Genomic DNA, 16,724 nt, shown 5'->3' on the forward strand with positions numbered 1-16,724 from the left:
GACAATATCAGTCAATTTGTCCTAAGACTAGAGGACAAGATATGGTGTCCAACGACAACGATTCTACCGAACACTACTCCACCTCCTTGCAAGAGCAAGGGATTCAGGTCGTTGTTAACCATATCATGTGAACAAGACAGAAGAGCTGCGACAGCGACATGATTGGCGACAACGATGGTGACATGAGACATAGCAAATTCTCCTCGTGTAAATACGGTGTAATACGAAAAGCCACCTTCATTCTCATTTAGAAGGCGGCTTTTCACGCCGATTTGTTGCTAACTCCCATATTTTCAAATCCACCTCCTAAAAAACAAACCACCGGATTATTTATATTTTCTACATACGCATAAAGGTTCAAACTAAGCGGATTATCAATCTGCCCTTCATACGTATCCTCATTAACAAAACACCCCGTAGATAAATCACACTCAATTCGTTACAACTAATATAGTTTGCTTTTAATATAGGCGTTCTATGATCGGCAATCGCTTCTGAAATGAATTGGTACGACCAAGTGCTTTACCCCTACCATTTCTGTTTATAAATATAGAATCGGGTCAAGTATAGGAATAGAAAGTAATCGGGGGGTGCTGCCATGCAGCAAAGCAAGTATTTTCGCACAAGCATGGCTATTATTGCTTTTTTGTTAATCTTGTATTTGGGCTCAAAAGTCTTCTTCCTGTTCTCACCGCTGATCTCCATTCTTAAACTGCTGCTCGTGCCCATGATGCTGTCTGGCTTCATGTTTTATTTGCTCCGGCCGCTGGTGAATTTCCTGGAGAAAAGAAAACTGAACCGTATGCTCTCCATCCTGCTGATTTATCTTGTCTTTATTGGCCTGTTCGTGCTGTTCTCGGTGCTCGTGTGGCCGACGTTGCAGGAGCAGATTCAGACCTTCATCGACAACACGCCACAGCTTGTGGATGGTCTGCAAGAGCAGTTCCATGATTTACAGCAGAATCCAGTATGGTCCCGCTTTTTCACAGGAGATTCGGACTTGGCAACACGTCTGTCTTCTTATCTGAATGATGCGATCAACTGGGTATCGAATTCTGTCAGTAATCTCATCGGGGTCATCTCCAATATTGTCGTTATCATCGCCACGCTACCCATCATTCTCTACTATATGCTCAAAGACGGACACAAGCTGGCGCCGATTCTATTACGTCTAGTTCCCCGAAGATTTCGCAAGCCCGGTCAAGAAATGCTACGCGAGATCGACGGTGCCCTCAGCAACTTTATCGTGACTCGTGTCCTGCTGAATGTCATTTTGGGGGTAATGCTGTACATAGGATTTCTGATTATCGGGCTGCCTTACTCACTGCTGCTGGCTGTTATTGCGATTCCACTCAATTTCATTCCTTATGTCGGGTCTCTGCTCTCGGCTGTGCCGGTCATCATCGTCGGTTTTATCGAATCGCCTACGATGGCGATCTGGGCAACGGTTGTGATCGTAATCGCCCAACAGATTCAGGATAACCTGCTCTCGCCAATTGTGTATGGGAAGTCATTGGATGTACATCCGTTAACCACGGTGCTGCTGGTGCTGATCGGCGGGGATTTTTACGGGATCATTGGTGTGCTGATTGCGCTCCCGGTGTACATGATTCTCAAGATTATAGTACGGCGGCTATATGGAATTATTATTGCGGAACGAACCGGCGACACTAACTCGGCCAAGGAACCACTGATCAAAGAAGAACAGATGTAAGAGTCTGTCCATTAAAAAATCGCTCCCGGCTGGATTGAAGGAACACCTGTCCTCTTCATCCGCTAGGAGCGATTCTATCGTTACATTTTGAGCCTGAGGTTAATTTCCCCTCAGCCCCGCAAGGAGCGCACTACAAAGATGTGATTGCCCTTCATTAGATTTTGACCATCCTCCAGCATCACGGAGCCTTTCGTATGTGACACAATGGTGGTATTGAGGGCAATCAGCTTATCGCCCTTCCAAACGGTCACCGCCGACTTGAAATAGACCGCATTATCGAACTGCTGTCGTTCCCGCATGACATACCCTACGGCATGAAGGACAGGGGGCAGTGCTCTCTCCTTGGGCGCCAAGGCTTTGATATATACAATATCCTGAAAAGGCACCGCAATCTCCTGATGGCCGATTACCGCAATCCGCAGGGAAGGGTCCCATTTGCGGAGAATGCCCTTCATGATCGTGTACGGCTTCTCGCCGCAATACATTATGACCGGTCTGCCTACCCAATGGCGCATGGCTCCACCCCCTTCACTGTGTCCGAATCCCTACAAATTCGGTATGGTCCAATCAATCCCCTGCAATCCGTGGGATTCCAGGAATCGGTTCGCCTGCGTGAACGGGCGGCTGCCCAAGAACCCGCGATGCGCCGACAGCGGACTCGGATGCGGTGACTGGATAACCAGATGCCTGTTCTTATCGATAAAGGCCCCCTTCTTCTGAGCATGACTCCCCCACAGAATAAAGACCATCGGTACGGTTCTCTCATTCAGTTTCTCCATAATAGCATCCGTGAAACGCTCCCAGCCCAGACCTTTATGCGAATTAGGTTGACTCTCACGGACAGTCAGCACCGCATTCAGCATCAGAACACCTTCCTCCGCCCAGTGCTTCAGGTAGCCATGGGTCGGAATTGGCATCCCAATATCCTCATGCAGCTCCGCATAGATATTACGCAGCGATGGCGGAATCCGTACGCCTGGCTTCACCGAGAAGCTAAGTCCATGGGCTTGTCCCTCTCCATGATAAGGATCCTGTCCAAGAATGACGACTCGTGTTCCTTCATAAGGTGTCAGCTTCAAAGCTGAGAATAGCTGATCCTTAGGCGGATAAACGGTTTGTGTCTTATACTCCCGCGCCAATGCGTAGCGCAGTTCATCGAAATACGGTTTTTCTACTTCCTCTTGTAATACTTTATCCCAATCGTTGCCGAACATGAGTTGTTCCTCCTGCTACCCTGTTTGATACATGGTTTACTCTGTATTAACCCTATTATAAGTCCGCGAACGTACTGACGATAGAAGAATCGTCATTTACGGCAAACGTCCCTTGCTACTTCCGGCCGTAATCCGCCTTAATCTCGCCCCATTCACGAGTCTGCCACTTCAGCAGCTTGTTGTCATAGGTGTTACTCTGCAGCCATTGCACCGCCCGATCAATCAGTTGCCAGATTTCTTCCGTGGAAGCATCGCGCGGCAAGGTTGTCGCTACCTTCTTCTGCTTCACCCATTTGATGGCATTAACAGAATCACTATAAACCGTTCGATTGCTACCTTCCTTCTTTAAGTAGGCAAGGGCATGCACTATCGCCAAAAATTCACCCAGATTGTTCGTTCCTTTTCGGATCGGACCACAGGAGAAGATAACATCACCAGTCTGGGTATCCACGCCCTTATATTCTACCGGACCGGGATTGCCTCTGGTACCGACATCCACCGAAATACTATCGTAGTCGATCTCCTCCGAAGTCTCCACAGCGGTGCTGCGTCGAAATGAATTACCTGCTTTAGGCTTTGCTCCGCCTGCTGTAGCGCCTGTACCCCAATTACCTTTCCAGCCCGCCTTATAGGCGGCGTCCGCAGCCGCTCTGGATTCATAGGATTTATATTTCGCTCCTGTATAATGATCTGTCTGGGCCTGACATTCCGCCCAGGTACCATAGACTCCAGGCTGCTTACCTTCCCATACTACATAAAATTTCTGCTTAGCCACTTTGATGAATCTCCTTTCAACGCCAAGAAGTTGCTCAAAGCCTTATTGTAATTCATTCGCTTCCTTAGTTGAAGCTATTTCTCTCAATCCAAAACAGTCAATGTAATATCCACGATTTGCTCCAGTCTGGAGGGATCTTGCCCCGTTTTGACCATCACTCGCAGTCCTACCAGCGCGTTATGCAGATAAGCTGCCAGGGCTGGGGCCTCCAACTGTCGGGAGATTTCCCCGCTGTCCTGCCCGCTTGACACCAGCTTTTCTAATAGCCGTTCGCTGGACAGAAAGCTATCCTGTACAAGGGAATCGGCCTCAGAATCATGCAGCGACAGTTCCACCGCCGTATTAACCATCAAGCAGCCTTTGGGCATCCCGGTGTCGTTCCGGAGCACCATCTCAAACAAGCTGCGGATCGCCTGCTTCACTGTAGGCTGTGCCTCAGCCTGCTCCTTCATGCGCTCGGCAACGCTCCTTCCATACCGTTCCACAGCTTTCATATATAAGGAGTGTTTGTCTCCAAAAGTATCGTACATACTTCTCTTATGAATCCCCATCCCAGTCACTAAGTCCTGCATGGAGGTCTTCTCATAACCTTGCAGCCAAAAGAGATTCATCGCTTTTTCAAGAACGTCGTCAATCTCAAATTCTTTGCTACGAGCCATAATCATGCTCCTTTCTAAGACTATTTTAGCATTTGTAGAACGAACGGTAAATATTCATCACTTTCTAAGTGCTCACAGTAGATGGATGTTGTGTTATAAACTACTATCTCATTTCATCCACATTATGGTACATTATAAATTAAAAACCATTCAAATCAGGAGATGTACATGCTAAATTATACAAACACAACGGCTGAGATAGCCAGCAGCGGAACTGACACCGTAATTATACCCATAGGAGCTACCGAACAGTTCGGTCCTTTTCTTCCGATGCATTTGGACTCGCTTATAGCAGATCTATACGCCGAGGCTTACGGTAAAGCATTGAATGCATACGTGTTACCTACACTGCCCTTCAACACATCAGAAGAACACGCCAACTATAAAGGGACCGTGACCGTTAGCCCCAATATTTTAACGGCAATGATAGAAGAAATAATAGTCAATTTGACAAGACAAAATTTCAATAAGTTTGTAGTTTGTACCGGGCATGGGGGTGCCTACTGGGAAGCGGCTTTTATTAAACATATTAATTATAAATACCCTCATATTCTTGTAATTGCCCCAAATCACAATACTCATAACGCTTGGGAAGAAGCTATACATACGGCCGGATTTCAAGATTTAAATGAGATGCATGGTGGCCTACTGTCTGTATGCACGGCGATGTGGCTCTGTCCTGATCTTGTTAAGAAAAGTTCTATGGGCTCGGATGTTCCTCAGAACAATCGTATTTATGCTGATTACATGGGTTGGGATAAACTTACGGAAGATGGCTGTTGGGGCAAATATGAAGAAGGAAGCTATACGGATGAGGAATTGAGCCAGCGGGGTCAGACATTCTGGAAAACGTTTATTCAGAAGAGATCCGAAGGGCTAAAACAAGTTCTGGACGAGGCTTACCATAGAAAAATGTCTTCATAACAAAAAGAGGGGTGCATCACCCCTCTTTACTATTTTAGATGAACAGCTTATTTCCCAGCCTTTACAGCCAATTTAGTCAGCTTGCCATCCGCTGAAGAGACATATACCGCATTGTCTCCGTAGGTAGTCATCAACGGATTATGACTGCCGCTGTTGAAGGAGAGAATCACATCCAACGACGTAGGATTCAACAGGTACGTATTATCTTTCAGGTTCAGGCTTAGCTTCCCGTCACCCGTTTGGGCAATTACGGTATATTTGCTTTCTTCCTCTTCAAAAGTACGAGTCTCTGTATTTTTCTCCAAATCATACAGGGTCATCGTCCCGTTGGCAAATACGACATAACCGTTACCTGTCGATTGAGTAAGCGCACTGCCCGGAATACTACGCTCCCACAGCACGCTACCTTGCGAGTTAAATGCCTGAAGCTTATTCCCTGTTCCATTGACGTTGGTCCGGAGGACCACCGTACCGTCCTTCAATACCATCTGTCCAGGACTGCCGTCTCCGTATATGTTGGAACCAGCCGGTACCTGATAGCTGTACAGCGACTTGAAAGACAAATCATAGACTTCCAGGCGCGGGTTCAGCTTGTCCAGCCAAATACCGGCACTATTCTTGACTAGTGGACTGGTGGACAGGATAATCCGGTCTTCCTGGGCGGTAAGCAAAGTCCCTGGTAGCTGTTGACGTTTGGACACTTTGCCACTGCCGTCGAATTGGGTGAGCGTGGTCTTAACGATCCCCTTGCTGTCCGGCGCACCAGGAGATGCTGCCAGAATAGAGCCGTCCTTCAGCAGAGAGATAGAAGATGGTCCGGTCAGAGATTGAACCCAGTTCAGCTTCCCAGAGCTGTTCACCGAGTACAAACGATAGGTCTTGTCCGAAAAAGCCTGATAGACATAGGCAGTGCCGTTGCTGTTAAAGACCGAGCTGCCGGCAGTTGTGTAAGGTCCTTTGGAATCATGAAATACATATTCCCAATTCTGCTTGCCGGTATCGGCATCCAGTGCTTTTAACGTATCGACGTACCACAGTTGCTTCGTCTTGCTGGTGGTATTCGGCACATTCTGTCCCATATGTACGTACACCTGCTTCTTCGCAGGAACGGCCTTGACGTCATAAATAACGGATTCTGCATCCTTCGGGACCAGAACCGACGATGTGAATAGAGACGCCGAAGTCCAGCTTGGCTTCAGTCCGGCTTGAAGCGGCGCGCCGAAGGCTTGCGCGGTCAGGGTCAGGCTGAGTGCGCTGGTCAGCAGCACTGCGGCCCATTTACTGTATTGAGTTGTTTTCTTCACTGCAATTCCACCTTTGTTCTTTTATACTAAATTACTATCTAACCATTGTATAATAGGAAGAGTGTGGAAAAGGTCACAAAAGTGTATTCTTTTTCAGTAATAAAATGTAACCCAATTAAAAGAAACCCCTCCAAATGGGAATCCCCTTTATGGAAAGGCTTCTTGTCGTACCGTTATCGATGATGTTCAGACGCTACTGGACAGCCGGATTATACTCGTCATAGGAGACCGAGACATGCTGCCAGCATAGCGGAAGGCCTGCAATAATCGCTTTGCGCTTGGCTTTCAGAATGATCTGTTCGATATCGGCAAAACTACAACCCGTCAACCGCTGACAAGCGAGCTCAGCCAATCCTTCCTCTTGTCCGAATTCACCGATCAACAGCTTGATATATTGCTCTCTGCTCTCGTTATCGGGGAGAGAATAAGTCATTTTGGTGTCAAAGCGTCGCCAAATGGCGCGGTCCAACTCTTTTTCCAGATTGGTGGCTGCTACAAAGATACTATTATCTCCAAAGTCATCCAGACATTGCAGCAGCGTATTGACTGCCCGCGCCATCTCCTTAACTTCATCACCGCTCTCCCGGGTCCTGGCAATGGCATCAAATTCATCAAGGAAGAGGACGCAAGGCGACTGCTTGGCATACTCGAAAATTTTGCGGATATTGCTTCCGGTCTCGCCCAAGTGGCTATGAATAAGCGCATCGAGCCGGACCAGAATGAGCGGAAGCTCCAACATTTTCGCGAGATGAAAGGCGGTCAGCGTCTTCCCGGTACCTGGGGGACCGTACATCACAATCTTGTTCGGAATAGGAACACCATGTTCCTCGAAGGTCTCACGCATGCCGAGAATCGTAATAAACTCTTCAACGATCTTCTGGTTCACCGTAGGCAAGACGAGGTGGCGGACTTTTCTGGCACATTCCTTGGGCATATAGCAGGTAGCCATGTCTATTCCTTTAGCCCTCGGAAGCCGTCCGGCAGAACTGCTTTTGTTCATTATATAAGAATACTCCTTTAGCTGATAAATTCATTAAGCCTATTGCCAGCCGAATTATTTCTCTGCGCACACCATGAAAACCGGGGTGGAACGGGTTAGAACCTGCTCTCTCTCATCCATCACGCTGGATGACAGATTCTCCTTGCTGTACACCTTGGCGAAGCCTTCCTTCTCCAGCGTCCGGACATCCCATGCCGGCCGCCATTCCCGGGTCAGCGGCAGAAGTCTGCTAAGTCTATCGGACTCCTCCCAGTCTATGTGACGCGGCGGACTGCCCCAGCCTTTCGCTTCATAGTCGCGGTAATCGCCTTCACGCTTCTCCTTCATCTCGTCATCTACTAGATGACGGTTCCAGTTGGCATCGAAGACCAGGAGACGCCCACCCGGCTTCAGCACTCTTTTCCATTCCTTATACGCCGCCTCGGGATCAGCCAGACTCCATGTGACGTTCCGGCATACCAGAAGATCGAAGCTATCGTCACCAAAATCCAGTACATGCGAATCCATCTTCCGGAATGTAACCGTAACACCTTCCCGCTCGGAATGACTGCGTGCTTGCTCCAGCATATTATCCGTACAGTCTATCCCGGTAACGAGATGACCCGCGCTCGACAGGATCACGGAGAAGAATCCGGGACCACAGCCGATATCCAGCACTTTCAGGGTCTCTTTCTGAGGAGCATGCTCCAGAATAAGGTCCAGCCAGGCCTGTCTCTGAAAACCATTTAATTCCTTACGAATGCCTTCACTGTATAGCTCGGCCTCGCCCTCCCAATAGGTCTTTACTTCTTGCTGTATACTCATGGATTTCTACTCCTTTGTGACCGTTATCATGAAACGTTGTACGTTCTGAACTCCATATTTCAAATGATTCAGTGGTTGCCGACGGGCCGGAATGAAGTTGCGGCGAATGCGGATACTCTTGAATCCAGCAAGTTGGAGAGCCGTTTCATCCGCTTCTGGCCGGAGGACATTGACGAACGGCAGCCCTCCGAGCAACGCTGTATCACGACTGCTGCGACGCCGGACTCTTTTTTCCGTGAGTAAAATCAACGTCCAGGATAAGGCATACCACAGCTTATGGAACAGGGAACGCTTCTCCTGATACAAATAATTCCCGTCAAAAACAATCAGCACTCCGCCCGGCTTCAGAATCCGATGCCATTCCGCATACGCCTTCTGCGGCTCCGGCAGAGTCCACACCACATCCCGGCAGACCACCGCGTCAAAACTGTTGTCGGCAATTCGCTCCAGATTAGCTGCATCCCCAACAAATGAAGGCACCTTGTAGCCAAAGCGGTCAAAATTAGCCGATGCCCGTTCAATCATCCCTGGCGAAGCATCCACTGCCGTCGGCTGGTGCCCCATCTGCGACAGCAGCAGGGAGAAGAAACCAGGGCCTGTACCCACATCGAGCACCCTCTGTTCCTGCCTGCCTTGTAACCCTTCTTCCAGCAGCTCCTTCCAAATGGACACTGCTTTAGCACTGCGGAACTGGGCACGGATGACCTTGTCATAGCCCTCGGAGCTGACGGTCCAATACTTGGAAATCTCTTTAAGCATTGATTATTCACCCACGTCCAGCTGATTCCAGAAAACCGGAGTAAAGGTGGTGTAGCCCAGCTTGAAGTTCTTCACTCTGTTATTGACGACAAAGATATCATCCGGGAAGTACACGGCGGCGAACATTGCTTCCTGGTACAGCTTTTTGAAAATGTCATCGTAAGCAGACTGCCGCTCTTTTAGATCGGTCGTACCTACGGCTTTGTCAATCAGCGCCTCTAGCTTGGCATCGGACCAGACGACAGCAGGAGCATCCCCTGTCTTATGGAATAGCGACAAGAGGAAGGCATGCGGATTGTACGCATCGTCATAGGTACGATAGATGATCAGGTCATAATCTTTCGTTTTCCAGAGCGCATCGTAATAGGCATTCGGCTCCAGCACCTGCAGCTTCACGTTAATGCCGATGTCCTTAAGTTCCGACTGAATCAGCTCCCCGATGGATTTCCATTCCGGAAATTCGGACTCCTGCAGCACAAAATTCAGTGTCAGCGGAACTCCTGCCTTATCCACGATCCCATCACCGTCAGTGTCGCTATACCCTGCTTTAGCTAACAACGCCTTGGCCTGCTCTGGCTCGAATCCGTACCAAGTGCTATTATCTTCTGTCACATAAGGAACAGTCTGCGGGAATAATCCTTTGGCTTCCTTGCCTATTCCCCCCATAAGATCTTGAACGATGCTCTTCTTGTTGATCGCCAAATTGATCGCTTGACGCACTTTCACATCCTGAAGGACAGGGTTGTTACCGTTGAAAGCGAGGAAATGGGAATTCGTCCCCGGTGCTTCTTGTACGCTCAGCGTAGAATCTTTTTGCAGGACGGGCAAACTCTCCACCGGGATTTTGCCCAGCTGGCCTCCAGCAAGATCAACGCTACCGTTCTGCAGCGCAAGCACTCTGGACTGTGGATCTGGAATCACCTTCAAAATAATCTTGGACAGCTTCGGCTTCTCCCCCCAGTAATAAGGGTTTCTGACGAGCACCGCCTCCTGATCGGTTTTATAACTCTCCGCCATCCATGCCCCGGTTCCAATCGCCTTAACAAAAGTTCCACCCGGATCGCCAGCAGGCTCGACAGCGGAAGGACTGATGATCCGGACCGGTCTTGCGAAAGACAACTCCGTCAGGAACGGATAGTAAGCTTTATTGAATGTCATCTTGATTGTCAGGTCATCCACAGCTTCAAGTGACTGCATCGCCGTTGCGATATTAAGGGAATTAGCCGGGTCCTTTATCCAGCGCTCAAAAGAGAACTTGACCGCCGCTGCATTCAGATCCGTACCGTCGGAGAACTTGACGCCCTTACGCAAATGGAAGGTATAGACCTTGCCATCCTCCGAGATCTCCCACGACTCCGCCAGTGCCGGCAAAATCTCGCCCTTCTCTCCGTATTCCACCAGCCCGTCATAGATCATGGCATGTACATTCATTGAGCCTTTATAGGCACCGGCGTCCAATTGATCAATACCGGCATCTGCCGCTATTGCCACAGTAATCGATTTATTGTCATCAGCAGTGTTGCTGGCAGGCTGTGTCACTGCATTTGCCGTGGTTCCATTGGCAGTGCTGCTACTATCCTTGTTAGTACCGCTGTGGCTGCTGCATCCGGCAATGACCAGGACTGCTGTCGTCACTGCAGCCAGAAATACTTTGCTCCATCGTACATCTTTTCTCTTTTCCATCTTGCTCATATTGATTTTCTCCTTTTCTCTATTCAAAATAAAGCTGCTTGTCTTAACCTGGGGTCCTGGATCGGTACCGACTCCAGCAGAGAGCGCGTATAAGGATGAACAGCATTCTGTAAGATGCATTCACTACGCTGCCATTCAACAATCTGTCCCTGGTGCATTACCGCCACATGGTCACAGAAGCGGTCGACCAGTGACAAGTCGTGTGTAATGAACACATAGGATAGGCCCAGCTGTGATTTCAGATCCAGCAACAGATTCAGCATTTGTCTCCGCAAGGTCGCATCCAGACTGGAAAAGGGTTCATCACAGATCAGCAGCTCCGGCCCAAGCACGATGGCTCTGGCAATTCCAACCCGCTGCTGCTGGCCGCCGCTCAGTTCATGCGGACATCTCCTCATATACTGGCTAGATAGGCCTACCCGCTCCAGACTCTCCAGCACCTTCTCCCTCTGCGCTTCAGCAGTTCCCACTCTATAATTTCTCAACGGTTCGCCGATAATCTGTTCGACGGTAAACAGCGGGTTGAAGGCCGACAGACTATTCTGGAAAATCATCTGCATTCTGTGCCGGACACTCCGCATCCGCTTTAGGCTGAGGCCCGTGATATCCTGCCTCCGGTACATCACCTTCCCAGAGGTGGGCTTGTCCAGACCGAGTAGCAAACGGCCGAGCGTGCTTTTGCCAGAGCCGCTCTCTCCAACCAACCCGAGGGTCTCACCTTGTTCCAGACTTAATGACACATTATGTACAGCCTGCATCGCCCCGGCCTGCGTAGTGAACCAGCTCCGCTTTTTGCCGTAGGTTTTGCTAAGACTTACAGCCTCCAGCAGTTTCATTGCGCAGTCTCCTCCTCTCTATCTAGCAGTCAAATTCCAATTCGCAGAACGACATATAATGATTAAATACGGCGAGCTTTCTAAACCATTTCATATTAGTTGTTATCTGCTGTTTATAAGTCCTCGGGTATAGGGATGCCGGGGGTTCTCGAAAATATCGAATACATTCCCGAACTCCACAATCTGCCCCGATTTCATCACATAGACTTCATCTGCCAATTCGGCGACAACGCCCCAATCATGGGTAATCAAGAGAATTCCAATATCCTCCTCCACCCTGATCCGGTCCAGCTCCTTCAGAATTCCGGCCTGCACTCTTACATCAAGCGCCGTCGTTGGCTCGTCGGCAATAAGCAGGCGAGGCCGGGAGACTAACGCCAGCGCGATCATCACCCGCTGGCACATTCCACCGCTGATCTGAAACGTATATTGTGTCATTAGCGTATCCGGGTCTTGCAGGCCGACCCGGGTCAGCTGAGCCCGGGCCAGCTCCTTCGCCTCGGCCCGGGACATCCGGCGGTGCAGCCTGATCGTCTCGATCATCTGCGCACCAATGGTCAGCACCGGGTTCAAGGCGTTCATGGGGTCCTGGAAGATGACCCCCATCTGACTTCCCCGGAGTGCCCGGAGCCTGCGCGGCGTACATTCCCGGAGATTGACGCCGCCGAGCCAAATCTCGCCCTGCTCCACCACGCCGGGCGGGTCGACCAGACCGAGAACCGACATGGCCGTGACGCTTTTGCCGCTGCCGCTTTCCCCAACCAGGGCAACAATCTGCCCTGGCTTCACCTCCAGGCTAACGCCATCAACCGCAGTAATGACCTTGCCCGGTGTATGGAACCGGGTAGTTAACTGCGCAACCCGCAGTATAGCGGACGTCTTTATCGTCAAATGTCATCCTCCTCTCCCCGAGCTCATTAATGCATTCGGCCATCTGCTCTGCGCAGCCCCTCGCCCAGCAGATTAAAGCCCACAACGACAAGCAAAATTACGAGGCCGGGAAAGAGCATCAAGCGTGGTGCGGTCTGAATATAGGTTCGGCTGTCATTCAGCATCACGCCCCATTCCGGTGCCGGTGGCTGAGCGCCCAGTCCGAGAAAGGACATTCCGGCCAGTGACAGAATGATCGTTCCTACCTCCATGGAGGCCAAGACAAGAATCGGACGGGCAACGTTCGTTAAAATATGCCGCACCATAATCTGTAGATGCGATGATCCTGCTGCTTTAGCCGCCATTATGAAATCGCGCTCCTTGATCTGCAGCACCATGCCACGGATAATCCGCGCATAACCTGTCCACCAGACGGCTGCAAAAGCAATCAGCAGGTTCACGGGGCCTGGCTCCAGCATCCCTGTCACCGCTAGCGCAAGAATAAGACTGGGAAAAGCCAGCAATACATCAATGATTCGCATAATCAGCTGATCCAACTTTCCCCCGGCATAACCGGCGATCAGGCCAACAGGAATACTGATGGCGAATACGACACCCAATACTATCAGGGCATAGTATAGAGAAGTACGCGTGCCATAGATCAGACGGGACAAGACACAGCGGCCCAAATGATCAGTGCCGAGCGGATACTCCCAAGAGGGCAAGCTCAGTTTGTGATCCATATGAATCTGCAGCGGATCGGACGGGGCCAGATAGGGAGCGAAGATCCCAATTACAATAAATATCAATACGATGCTGCCTCCAGCCAAGGTCGCACGACTTCCCTTGGGCAAGTGCAGAGTAATCATTTGCAGTTTCTCCTCTCTCCGGCTCTAGCGCAGCCTGATCCTCGGGTCCAGCAGCAGACAGCCTATATCCACAACCAGATTTACCAAAACGACGACAACCGCCATCAATAATACATAGCCCTGAATGACGATATAATCCTTGGCAAAAATCGCCTCAACAGCATATCGGCCGATGCCCGGCCAGGCGAATACAGTCTCCACAATCACCGAGCCACCTAGCAGCCCGCTAATCTGGACACCTAGCAGAGTAAGACTTGGCAACAGAGCGTTGCGGAAGGCATGCCTACCAATCACAGACCATTCCCGCACACCCCTACCTCTGGCCGCTTTAATGTACAATTGGCCCAACGCTTCCAGCATACTTGCGCGGATTAGCCTAATGTAGACACCCGCCATGCCGAAGCCCAGCGCCAACGAGGGCAAAACCAGACTGGAGCCCCCTTCCATTCCCATCAACGGGAAGAGTCTCAGCTTAACCGCGCCATAGTATATCAGCAGCAGGCTAAGCCAGTAGCCCGGCATGGATACACTGAGCAGCGCGAACACCCGGCCCAAGCGGTCAATGAAGCGGTCCGGATAGAGTGCTGAGAGGATACCTAACGGCACTGCGAGCAGTAAAGCGACGATGATCCCGCAGATCGCCAACAGCGCGGTAGCGGGAAAACGGCTCAGTATCTCCGTCAGAACAGGCCGGCCACTGCTATAAGACGACCCTAGATCCAGATGCAGCACACGGCTAAGCCAATGCCCATACTGTATGTATACCGGCCCGTCGAGGCCTAGTGTATGGCGGGTAACCTCGATCGCCGCTGCTGTAGGCTTGATGCCATCCGCCCGCAGCATAATCTCTGCGGGATCGCCTGGCGTCAAGTGCATCAGCGCAAAGGTAATGCAGGAGATGCCGAGCAGCACCAGAAGAATATGCAGAAGCCGTTGAAACAGATAGCGTATCAGTGTTGCTCACATCCCCTTGCTTTAATCGTAATGTTTACGATTATAACATAATCTTTTAAAATTAATAGTCTCAAAAATAAATATTTTGTCGAAATATGACGCGATTTTAGCTCAAACATAGTGCAGACATAGTGCAGACATAGTATAACCATAGTAAAGAGGCTCCCCCAGCCGTTAACCGGAATCGGGGGAACCTCCTACTTCATAGCTATTAAATTAAAGGTCTACCTTAAGATCAGTACTTGCTTCGTTAAGCAACGAAGAAACAAAGCAACAAAACAACGAAGCAGCAAAACAACGGACCCCAGAGCCTTTATTGCCTACGGATTTCACCGTTCAGGAAGATAAAGGACTCCAGTGACCTTATTAAAGAAATACTTGCTTAAAATCCACGGTTTAGGAGGAAATAGCGTCTCCTGAGTCCGTTCCATTTAACAGAAGCTGCTTTATGTGCAAATAACGACTATACGGTCCGTTAGTTCCCTGACGTGACTCATTCTTCTATCTTGATTGTTTTGACCAGGTCAAAAGGTTAGATTAACGAAGTTGTTATAATAACACTGTTATGGCCAAGTTATTTTGGCAGGCACTGATTATGACGTAGAGCCATAGTTGGGAGCAATGATCGTTTAGCGTTAGCGTTTAGCGTTCAGTACTTAGCACTTGGCACTTGGCACTTGGCACTTGGCACTTGGCACTTGGCACTTGGCACTTGGCACTTGGCACTTGGCACTTGGCACTTGGCACTTGGCACTTAGCACTTGGCACTTAGCACTTACCACTCAGCTCTTAGCACTTAGCACTTAGCACTTAGCACTAACAATCCAGGTTTTACAATTTACGATTCATAACATACAGAGGCTCCCGTATCGATTACGCTTCCGATATATTGTGTTACCTCCATATGAAGGGGATGTACCATATACGCATCAAGATCAGACATAGAATCGTATTGTGTTACAAACATCAGATCATAGGAAGATCGCTCGTGACGGATATTTATTTCCACTCTCAGGTCACGTAGAGTCTCGATCTGCCCCCTCATACTGAGCAAAACCTCTTTTGCCTTTACGATATTCTCGGGACTCCGGTCTTTCAACCGGATCATCATGTTATTCGTAATCATCTATACTCCTCCTTCTGCTTCTTTGGGTAATTCCAGCTTAATCAGGGTGGTGGCAGCTTCACGTCCATTAACCAAGAGCGTAATAAGATGCTCGCCCGGATAATGACGGCGGGTCGTCAGATCAGCCCACCGGTGCGTGCGAGTACCCGCCAGCCTAGTCCCGCCGGGGACAGTCTTGTCGGACAGGAGGAACAGCTTGCGGGAGGTCTTCCCGCTCGCTTTCACAAAGTCGATCCCATATTCGATGCGAATACGGACAGGCTCTCCTTCGCGGACCCGCAGCTCGTACGTCAGCTCGCTGCTGTCACCAATCCCTAGCGCTTCTGGTGCGGCCGTCAAGGAAGCGCCAACCACAAGTGGCGCCGAATCATCCGCTTCGGCGTAACCGAACAAGGCCATCACCCCAGGATCTGCTTTACGGATCAGGGAGCGGCAACCATGCCGCACGATCCAGTCCGTGTCAGGATGCTGACCCTTCCAGCGCTTCGCAATCTCCAGCACCAGCGCCGGGTGATCCTTGGCGATGTCGTTAAGATTGTTAGCGACGCTTTTGCGAACATAGAGAGACGGATCGGCCTTTAGCTGCTCCAGCACAGGAAGCACCGGCGATGGATCGCGCTTGAACATCGGAAGTGCCTGCCCCCATGGCAGTCTTGGCCGGCAACCCTCGCTGGATAGCCGCCGGACATGCTCGTTCTCATGCCTGGACCAGATCAGCATTTGCGCCATCATCCGCTCCGGCTCGCGCAGCAGAAACGGTCTTACCGCGAACTCTGCGGATGATTTTGACGTGAACCGCTCCAGCGCCTCCATGGACAACTCCCAGTGTTCCGGGGCCTGTCCATGCACTTCGACAAAGTCGGGAAAGATCAGATACGGGAACCCCACACAATCCTTGTCAATCTCATATAGAACCCGCAGTGCATCTTCATAACGCGAGGGTAGACATTCTCCTAGCGACTGCGTAATACGCCTCATGCGCCCCTTTAGCTCCAACTCCTCCCACGGCTCCGCCATCGCCGCAGCGATGAAGCCCTCCGAGTCAAACGACGAATAGGCACGCTGTACTTTCCCGGCGAGGCTGTGCAAAAACTCCTTATTGTACATGGCTTTCAAAGGCTCGGCCATTCTTTTGCCCCCCATAGAATTTATAACTTGTCTGCACTCCGGCATGAACGCTTGATCCATCCATTATGCCCATTGGAGAAATTGTAGCATACGTAA

The 16,724-nt window shown here is 50.1% G+C and carries 18 protein-coding genes; 2 read left to right on the forward strand and 16 right to left on the reverse strand.

The features are described from left to right. Positions 1–11 precede the first annotated feature (11 nt). Positions 12–191, reverse strand: coding sequence for a hypothetical protein (locus ACFVU8_RS11315; protein ID WP_387427424.1), 180 nt, complete (start codon positions 189–191; stop codon positions 12–14). A 407-nt stretch (positions 192–598) separates the two neighbouring features. On the opposite strand from ACFVU8_RS11315, the gene ACFVU8_RS11320 reads away from it, so the two are divergent. Beyond that, positions 599–1,714, forward strand: a complete 1,116-nt coding sequence (locus ACFVU8_RS11320) for an AI-2E family transporter (RefSeq protein ID WP_387427426.1) — start codon at positions 599–601, stop codon at positions 1,712–1,714. A gap of 110 nt (positions 1,715–1,824) precedes the next feature. Here ACFVU8_RS11320 and ACFVU8_RS11325 read toward each other — a convergent pair whose 3' ends face one another. The 4 genes from ACFVU8_RS11325 to ACFVU8_RS11340 form a co-directional block, all read right to left on the reverse strand. Continuing rightward, entirely contained in the window at positions 1,825–2,229 is a 405-nt protein-coding gene (locus tag ACFVU8_RS11325) for a hypothetical protein (protein ID WP_175372979.1), read from the reverse strand. Between the two features lie 30 nt (positions 2,230–2,259). Continuing rightward, positions 2,260–2,928, reverse strand: coding sequence for a uracil-DNA glycosylase (gene ung / locus ACFVU8_RS11330; protein WP_387427428.1), 669 nt, complete (start codon positions 2,926–2,928; stop codon positions 2,260–2,262). 115 nt (positions 2,929–3,043) lie between these two features. Further along, complete coding sequence (gene rnhA, locus ACFVU8_RS11335; protein WP_387427430.1) at positions 3,044–3,703, reverse strand: ribonuclease H; 660 nt, start codon at positions 3,701–3,703, stop codon at positions 3,044–3,046. An 83-nt stretch (positions 3,704–3,786) separates the two neighbouring features. After that, positions 3,787–4,362 carry a TetR/AcrR family transcriptional regulator gene (locus ACFVU8_RS11340; RefSeq protein WP_387427432.1) on the reverse strand — a complete coding sequence of 192 codons (576 nt, stop codon included), beginning with the start codon at positions 4,360–4,362 and terminating at the stop codon, positions 3,787–3,789. 168 nt (positions 4,363–4,530) lie between these two features. On the opposite strand from ACFVU8_RS11340, the gene ACFVU8_RS11345 reads away from it, so the two are divergent. Then, positions 4,531–5,286 carry a creatininase family protein gene (locus tag ACFVU8_RS11345; protein ID WP_387427433.1) on the forward strand — a complete coding sequence of 252 codons (756 nt, stop codon included), beginning with the start codon at positions 4,531–4,533 and terminating at the stop codon, positions 5,284–5,286. 47 nt (positions 5,287–5,333) lie between these two features. On the opposite strand, the gene ACFVU8_RS11350 is transcribed toward ACFVU8_RS11345, so the two are convergent. The 11 genes from ACFVU8_RS11350 to ACFVU8_RS11400 all read right to left on the reverse strand — a co-directional run bounded on the left by ACFVU8_RS11350 (position 5,334) and on the right by ACFVU8_RS11400 (position 16,628). Beyond that, positions 5,334–6,590, reverse strand: a complete 1,257-nt coding sequence (locus ACFVU8_RS11350) for an outer membrane protein assembly factor BamB family protein (protein ID WP_387427435.1) — start codon at positions 6,588–6,590, stop codon at positions 5,334–5,336. 193 nt (positions 6,591–6,783) lie between these two features. Then, positions 6,784–7,590, reverse strand: coding sequence for an AAA family ATPase (locus ACFVU8_RS11355; RefSeq protein WP_379465720.1), 807 nt, complete (start codon positions 7,588–7,590; stop codon positions 6,784–6,786). 54 nt (positions 7,591–7,644) lie between these two features. Next, the gene (locus ACFVU8_RS11360) at positions 7,645–8,394 is read right to left on the reverse strand and encodes a class I SAM-dependent methyltransferase (protein ID WP_387427437.1); all 750 of its coding nucleotides are present in this window, start codon (positions 8,392–8,394) and stop codon (positions 7,645–7,647) included. 6 nt (positions 8,395–8,400) lie between these two features. Further along, positions 8,401–9,153: a class I SAM-dependent methyltransferase gene (locus ACFVU8_RS11365; protein ID WP_387427439.1), complete on the reverse strand. Its 753-nt coding sequence runs from the start codon at positions 9,151–9,153 to the stop codon at positions 8,401–8,403. Between the two features lie 3 nt (positions 9,154–9,156). Then, positions 9,157–10,845: a nickel ABC transporter substrate-binding protein gene (locus ACFVU8_RS11370; RefSeq protein ID WP_387427441.1), complete on the reverse strand. Its 1,689-nt coding sequence runs from the start codon at positions 10,843–10,845 to the stop codon at positions 9,157–9,159. Positions 10,846–10,868: 23 nt separating this feature from the next. Further along, complete coding sequence (locus ACFVU8_RS11375; protein ID WP_387427442.1) at positions 10,869–11,681, reverse strand: ATP-binding cassette domain-containing protein; 813 nt, start codon at positions 11,679–11,681, stop codon at positions 10,869–10,871. Between the two features lie 102 nt (positions 11,682–11,783). Next, positions 11,784–12,572 carry an ABC transporter ATP-binding protein gene (locus tag ACFVU8_RS11380; RefSeq protein WP_387427444.1) on the reverse strand — a complete coding sequence of 263 codons (789 nt, stop codon included), beginning with the start codon at positions 12,570–12,572 and terminating at the stop codon, positions 11,784–11,786. A 26-nt stretch (positions 12,573–12,598) separates the two neighbouring features. Next, positions 12,599–13,420 (reverse strand): nickel transporter permease, encoded by an 822-nt coding sequence (gene nikC / locus ACFVU8_RS11385; protein ID WP_387427445.1) that lies wholly within the window; start codon positions 13,418–13,420, stop codon positions 12,599–12,601. A 24-nt stretch (positions 13,421–13,444) separates the two neighbouring features. Next, entirely contained in the window at positions 13,445–14,374 is a 930-nt protein-coding gene (nikB, locus tag ACFVU8_RS11390) for a nickel ABC transporter permease (RefSeq protein WP_387428003.1), read from the reverse strand. An 838-nt stretch (positions 14,375–15,212) separates the two neighbouring features. Further along, a complete protein-coding gene (locus tag ACFVU8_RS11395) occupies positions 15,213–15,500 on the reverse strand; it encodes a Dabb family protein (protein WP_379465727.1) in 288 nt (95 codons plus the stop codon). Continuing rightward, positions 15,501–16,628: a DNA alkylation repair protein gene (locus tag ACFVU8_RS11400; protein WP_387427446.1), complete on the reverse strand. Its 1,128-nt coding sequence runs from the start codon at positions 16,626–16,628 to the stop codon at positions 15,501–15,503. It abuts the gene before it with no gap. Positions 16,629–16,724: the final 96 nt, after the last annotated feature.

The sequence above is a fragment of the Paenibacillus sp. NPDC058177 genome (assembly GCF_042883835.1).
In the GTDB taxonomy this organism is placed as follows: Bacteria; Bacillota; Bacilli; order Paenibacillales; family Paenibacillaceae; genus Paenibacillus_AQ; species Paenibacillus_AQ agri.

What these genes read in the sequence shown, in the direction of transcription:
- ACFVU8_RS11315 (WP_387427424.1), bottom strand. Translation starts at nt 191, where the DNA reads ATGTCTCATGTCACCATCGTTGTCGCCAATCATGTCGCTGTCGCAGCT.
- ACFVU8_RS11320 (WP_387427426.1), top strand. Translation starts at nt 599, where the DNA reads ATGCAGCAAAGCAAGTATTTTCGCACAAGCATGGCTATTATTGCTTTT.
- ACFVU8_RS11325 (WP_175372979.1), bottom strand. Translation starts at nt 2,229, where the DNA reads ATGCGCCATTGGGTAGGCAGACCGGTCATAATGTATTGCGGCGAGAAG.
- ung (WP_387427428.1), bottom strand. Translation starts at nt 2,928, where the DNA reads ATGTTCGGCAACGATTGGGATAAAGTATTACAAGAGGAAGTAGAAAAA.
- ACFVU8_RS11340 (WP_387427432.1), bottom strand. Translation starts at nt 4,362, where the DNA reads ATGGCTCGTAGCAAAGAATTTGAGATTGACGACGTTCTTGAAAAAGCG.
- ACFVU8_RS11345 (WP_387427433.1), top strand. Translation starts at nt 4,531, where the DNA reads ATGCTAAATTATACAAACACAACGGCTGAGATAGCCAGCAGCGGAACT.
- ACFVU8_RS11355 (WP_379465720.1), bottom strand. Translation starts at nt 7,590, where the DNA reads ATGAACAAAAGCAGTTCTGCCGGACGGCTTCCGAGGGCTAAAGGAATA.
- ACFVU8_RS11360 (WP_387427437.1), bottom strand. Translation starts at nt 8,394, where the DNA reads ATGAGTATACAGCAAGAAGTAAAGACCTATTGGGAGGGCGAGGCCGAG.
- ACFVU8_RS11365 (WP_387427439.1), bottom strand. Translation starts at nt 9,153, where the DNA reads ATGCTTAAAGAGATTTCCAAGTATTGGACCGTCAGCTCCGAGGGCTAT.
- ACFVU8_RS11370 (WP_387427441.1), bottom strand. Translation starts at nt 10,845, where the DNA reads ATGAGCAAGATGGAAAAGAGAAAAGATGTACGATGGAGCAAAGTATTT.
- ACFVU8_RS11375 (WP_387427442.1), bottom strand. Translation starts at nt 11,681, where the DNA reads ATGAAACTGCTGGAGGCTGTAAGTCTTAGCAAAACCTACGGCAAAAAG.
- nikC (WP_387427445.1), bottom strand. Translation starts at nt 13,420, where the DNA reads ATGATTACTCTGCACTTGCCCAAGGGAAGTCGTGCGACCTTGGCTGGA.
- ACFVU8_RS11395 (WP_379465727.1), bottom strand. Translation starts at nt 15,500, where the DNA reads ATGATTACGAATAACATGATGATCCGGTTGAAAGACCGGAGTCCCGAG.
- ACFVU8_RS11400 (WP_387427446.1), bottom strand. Translation starts at nt 16,628, where the DNA reads ATGGCCGAGCCTTTGAAAGCCATGTACAATAAGGAGTTTTTGCACAGC.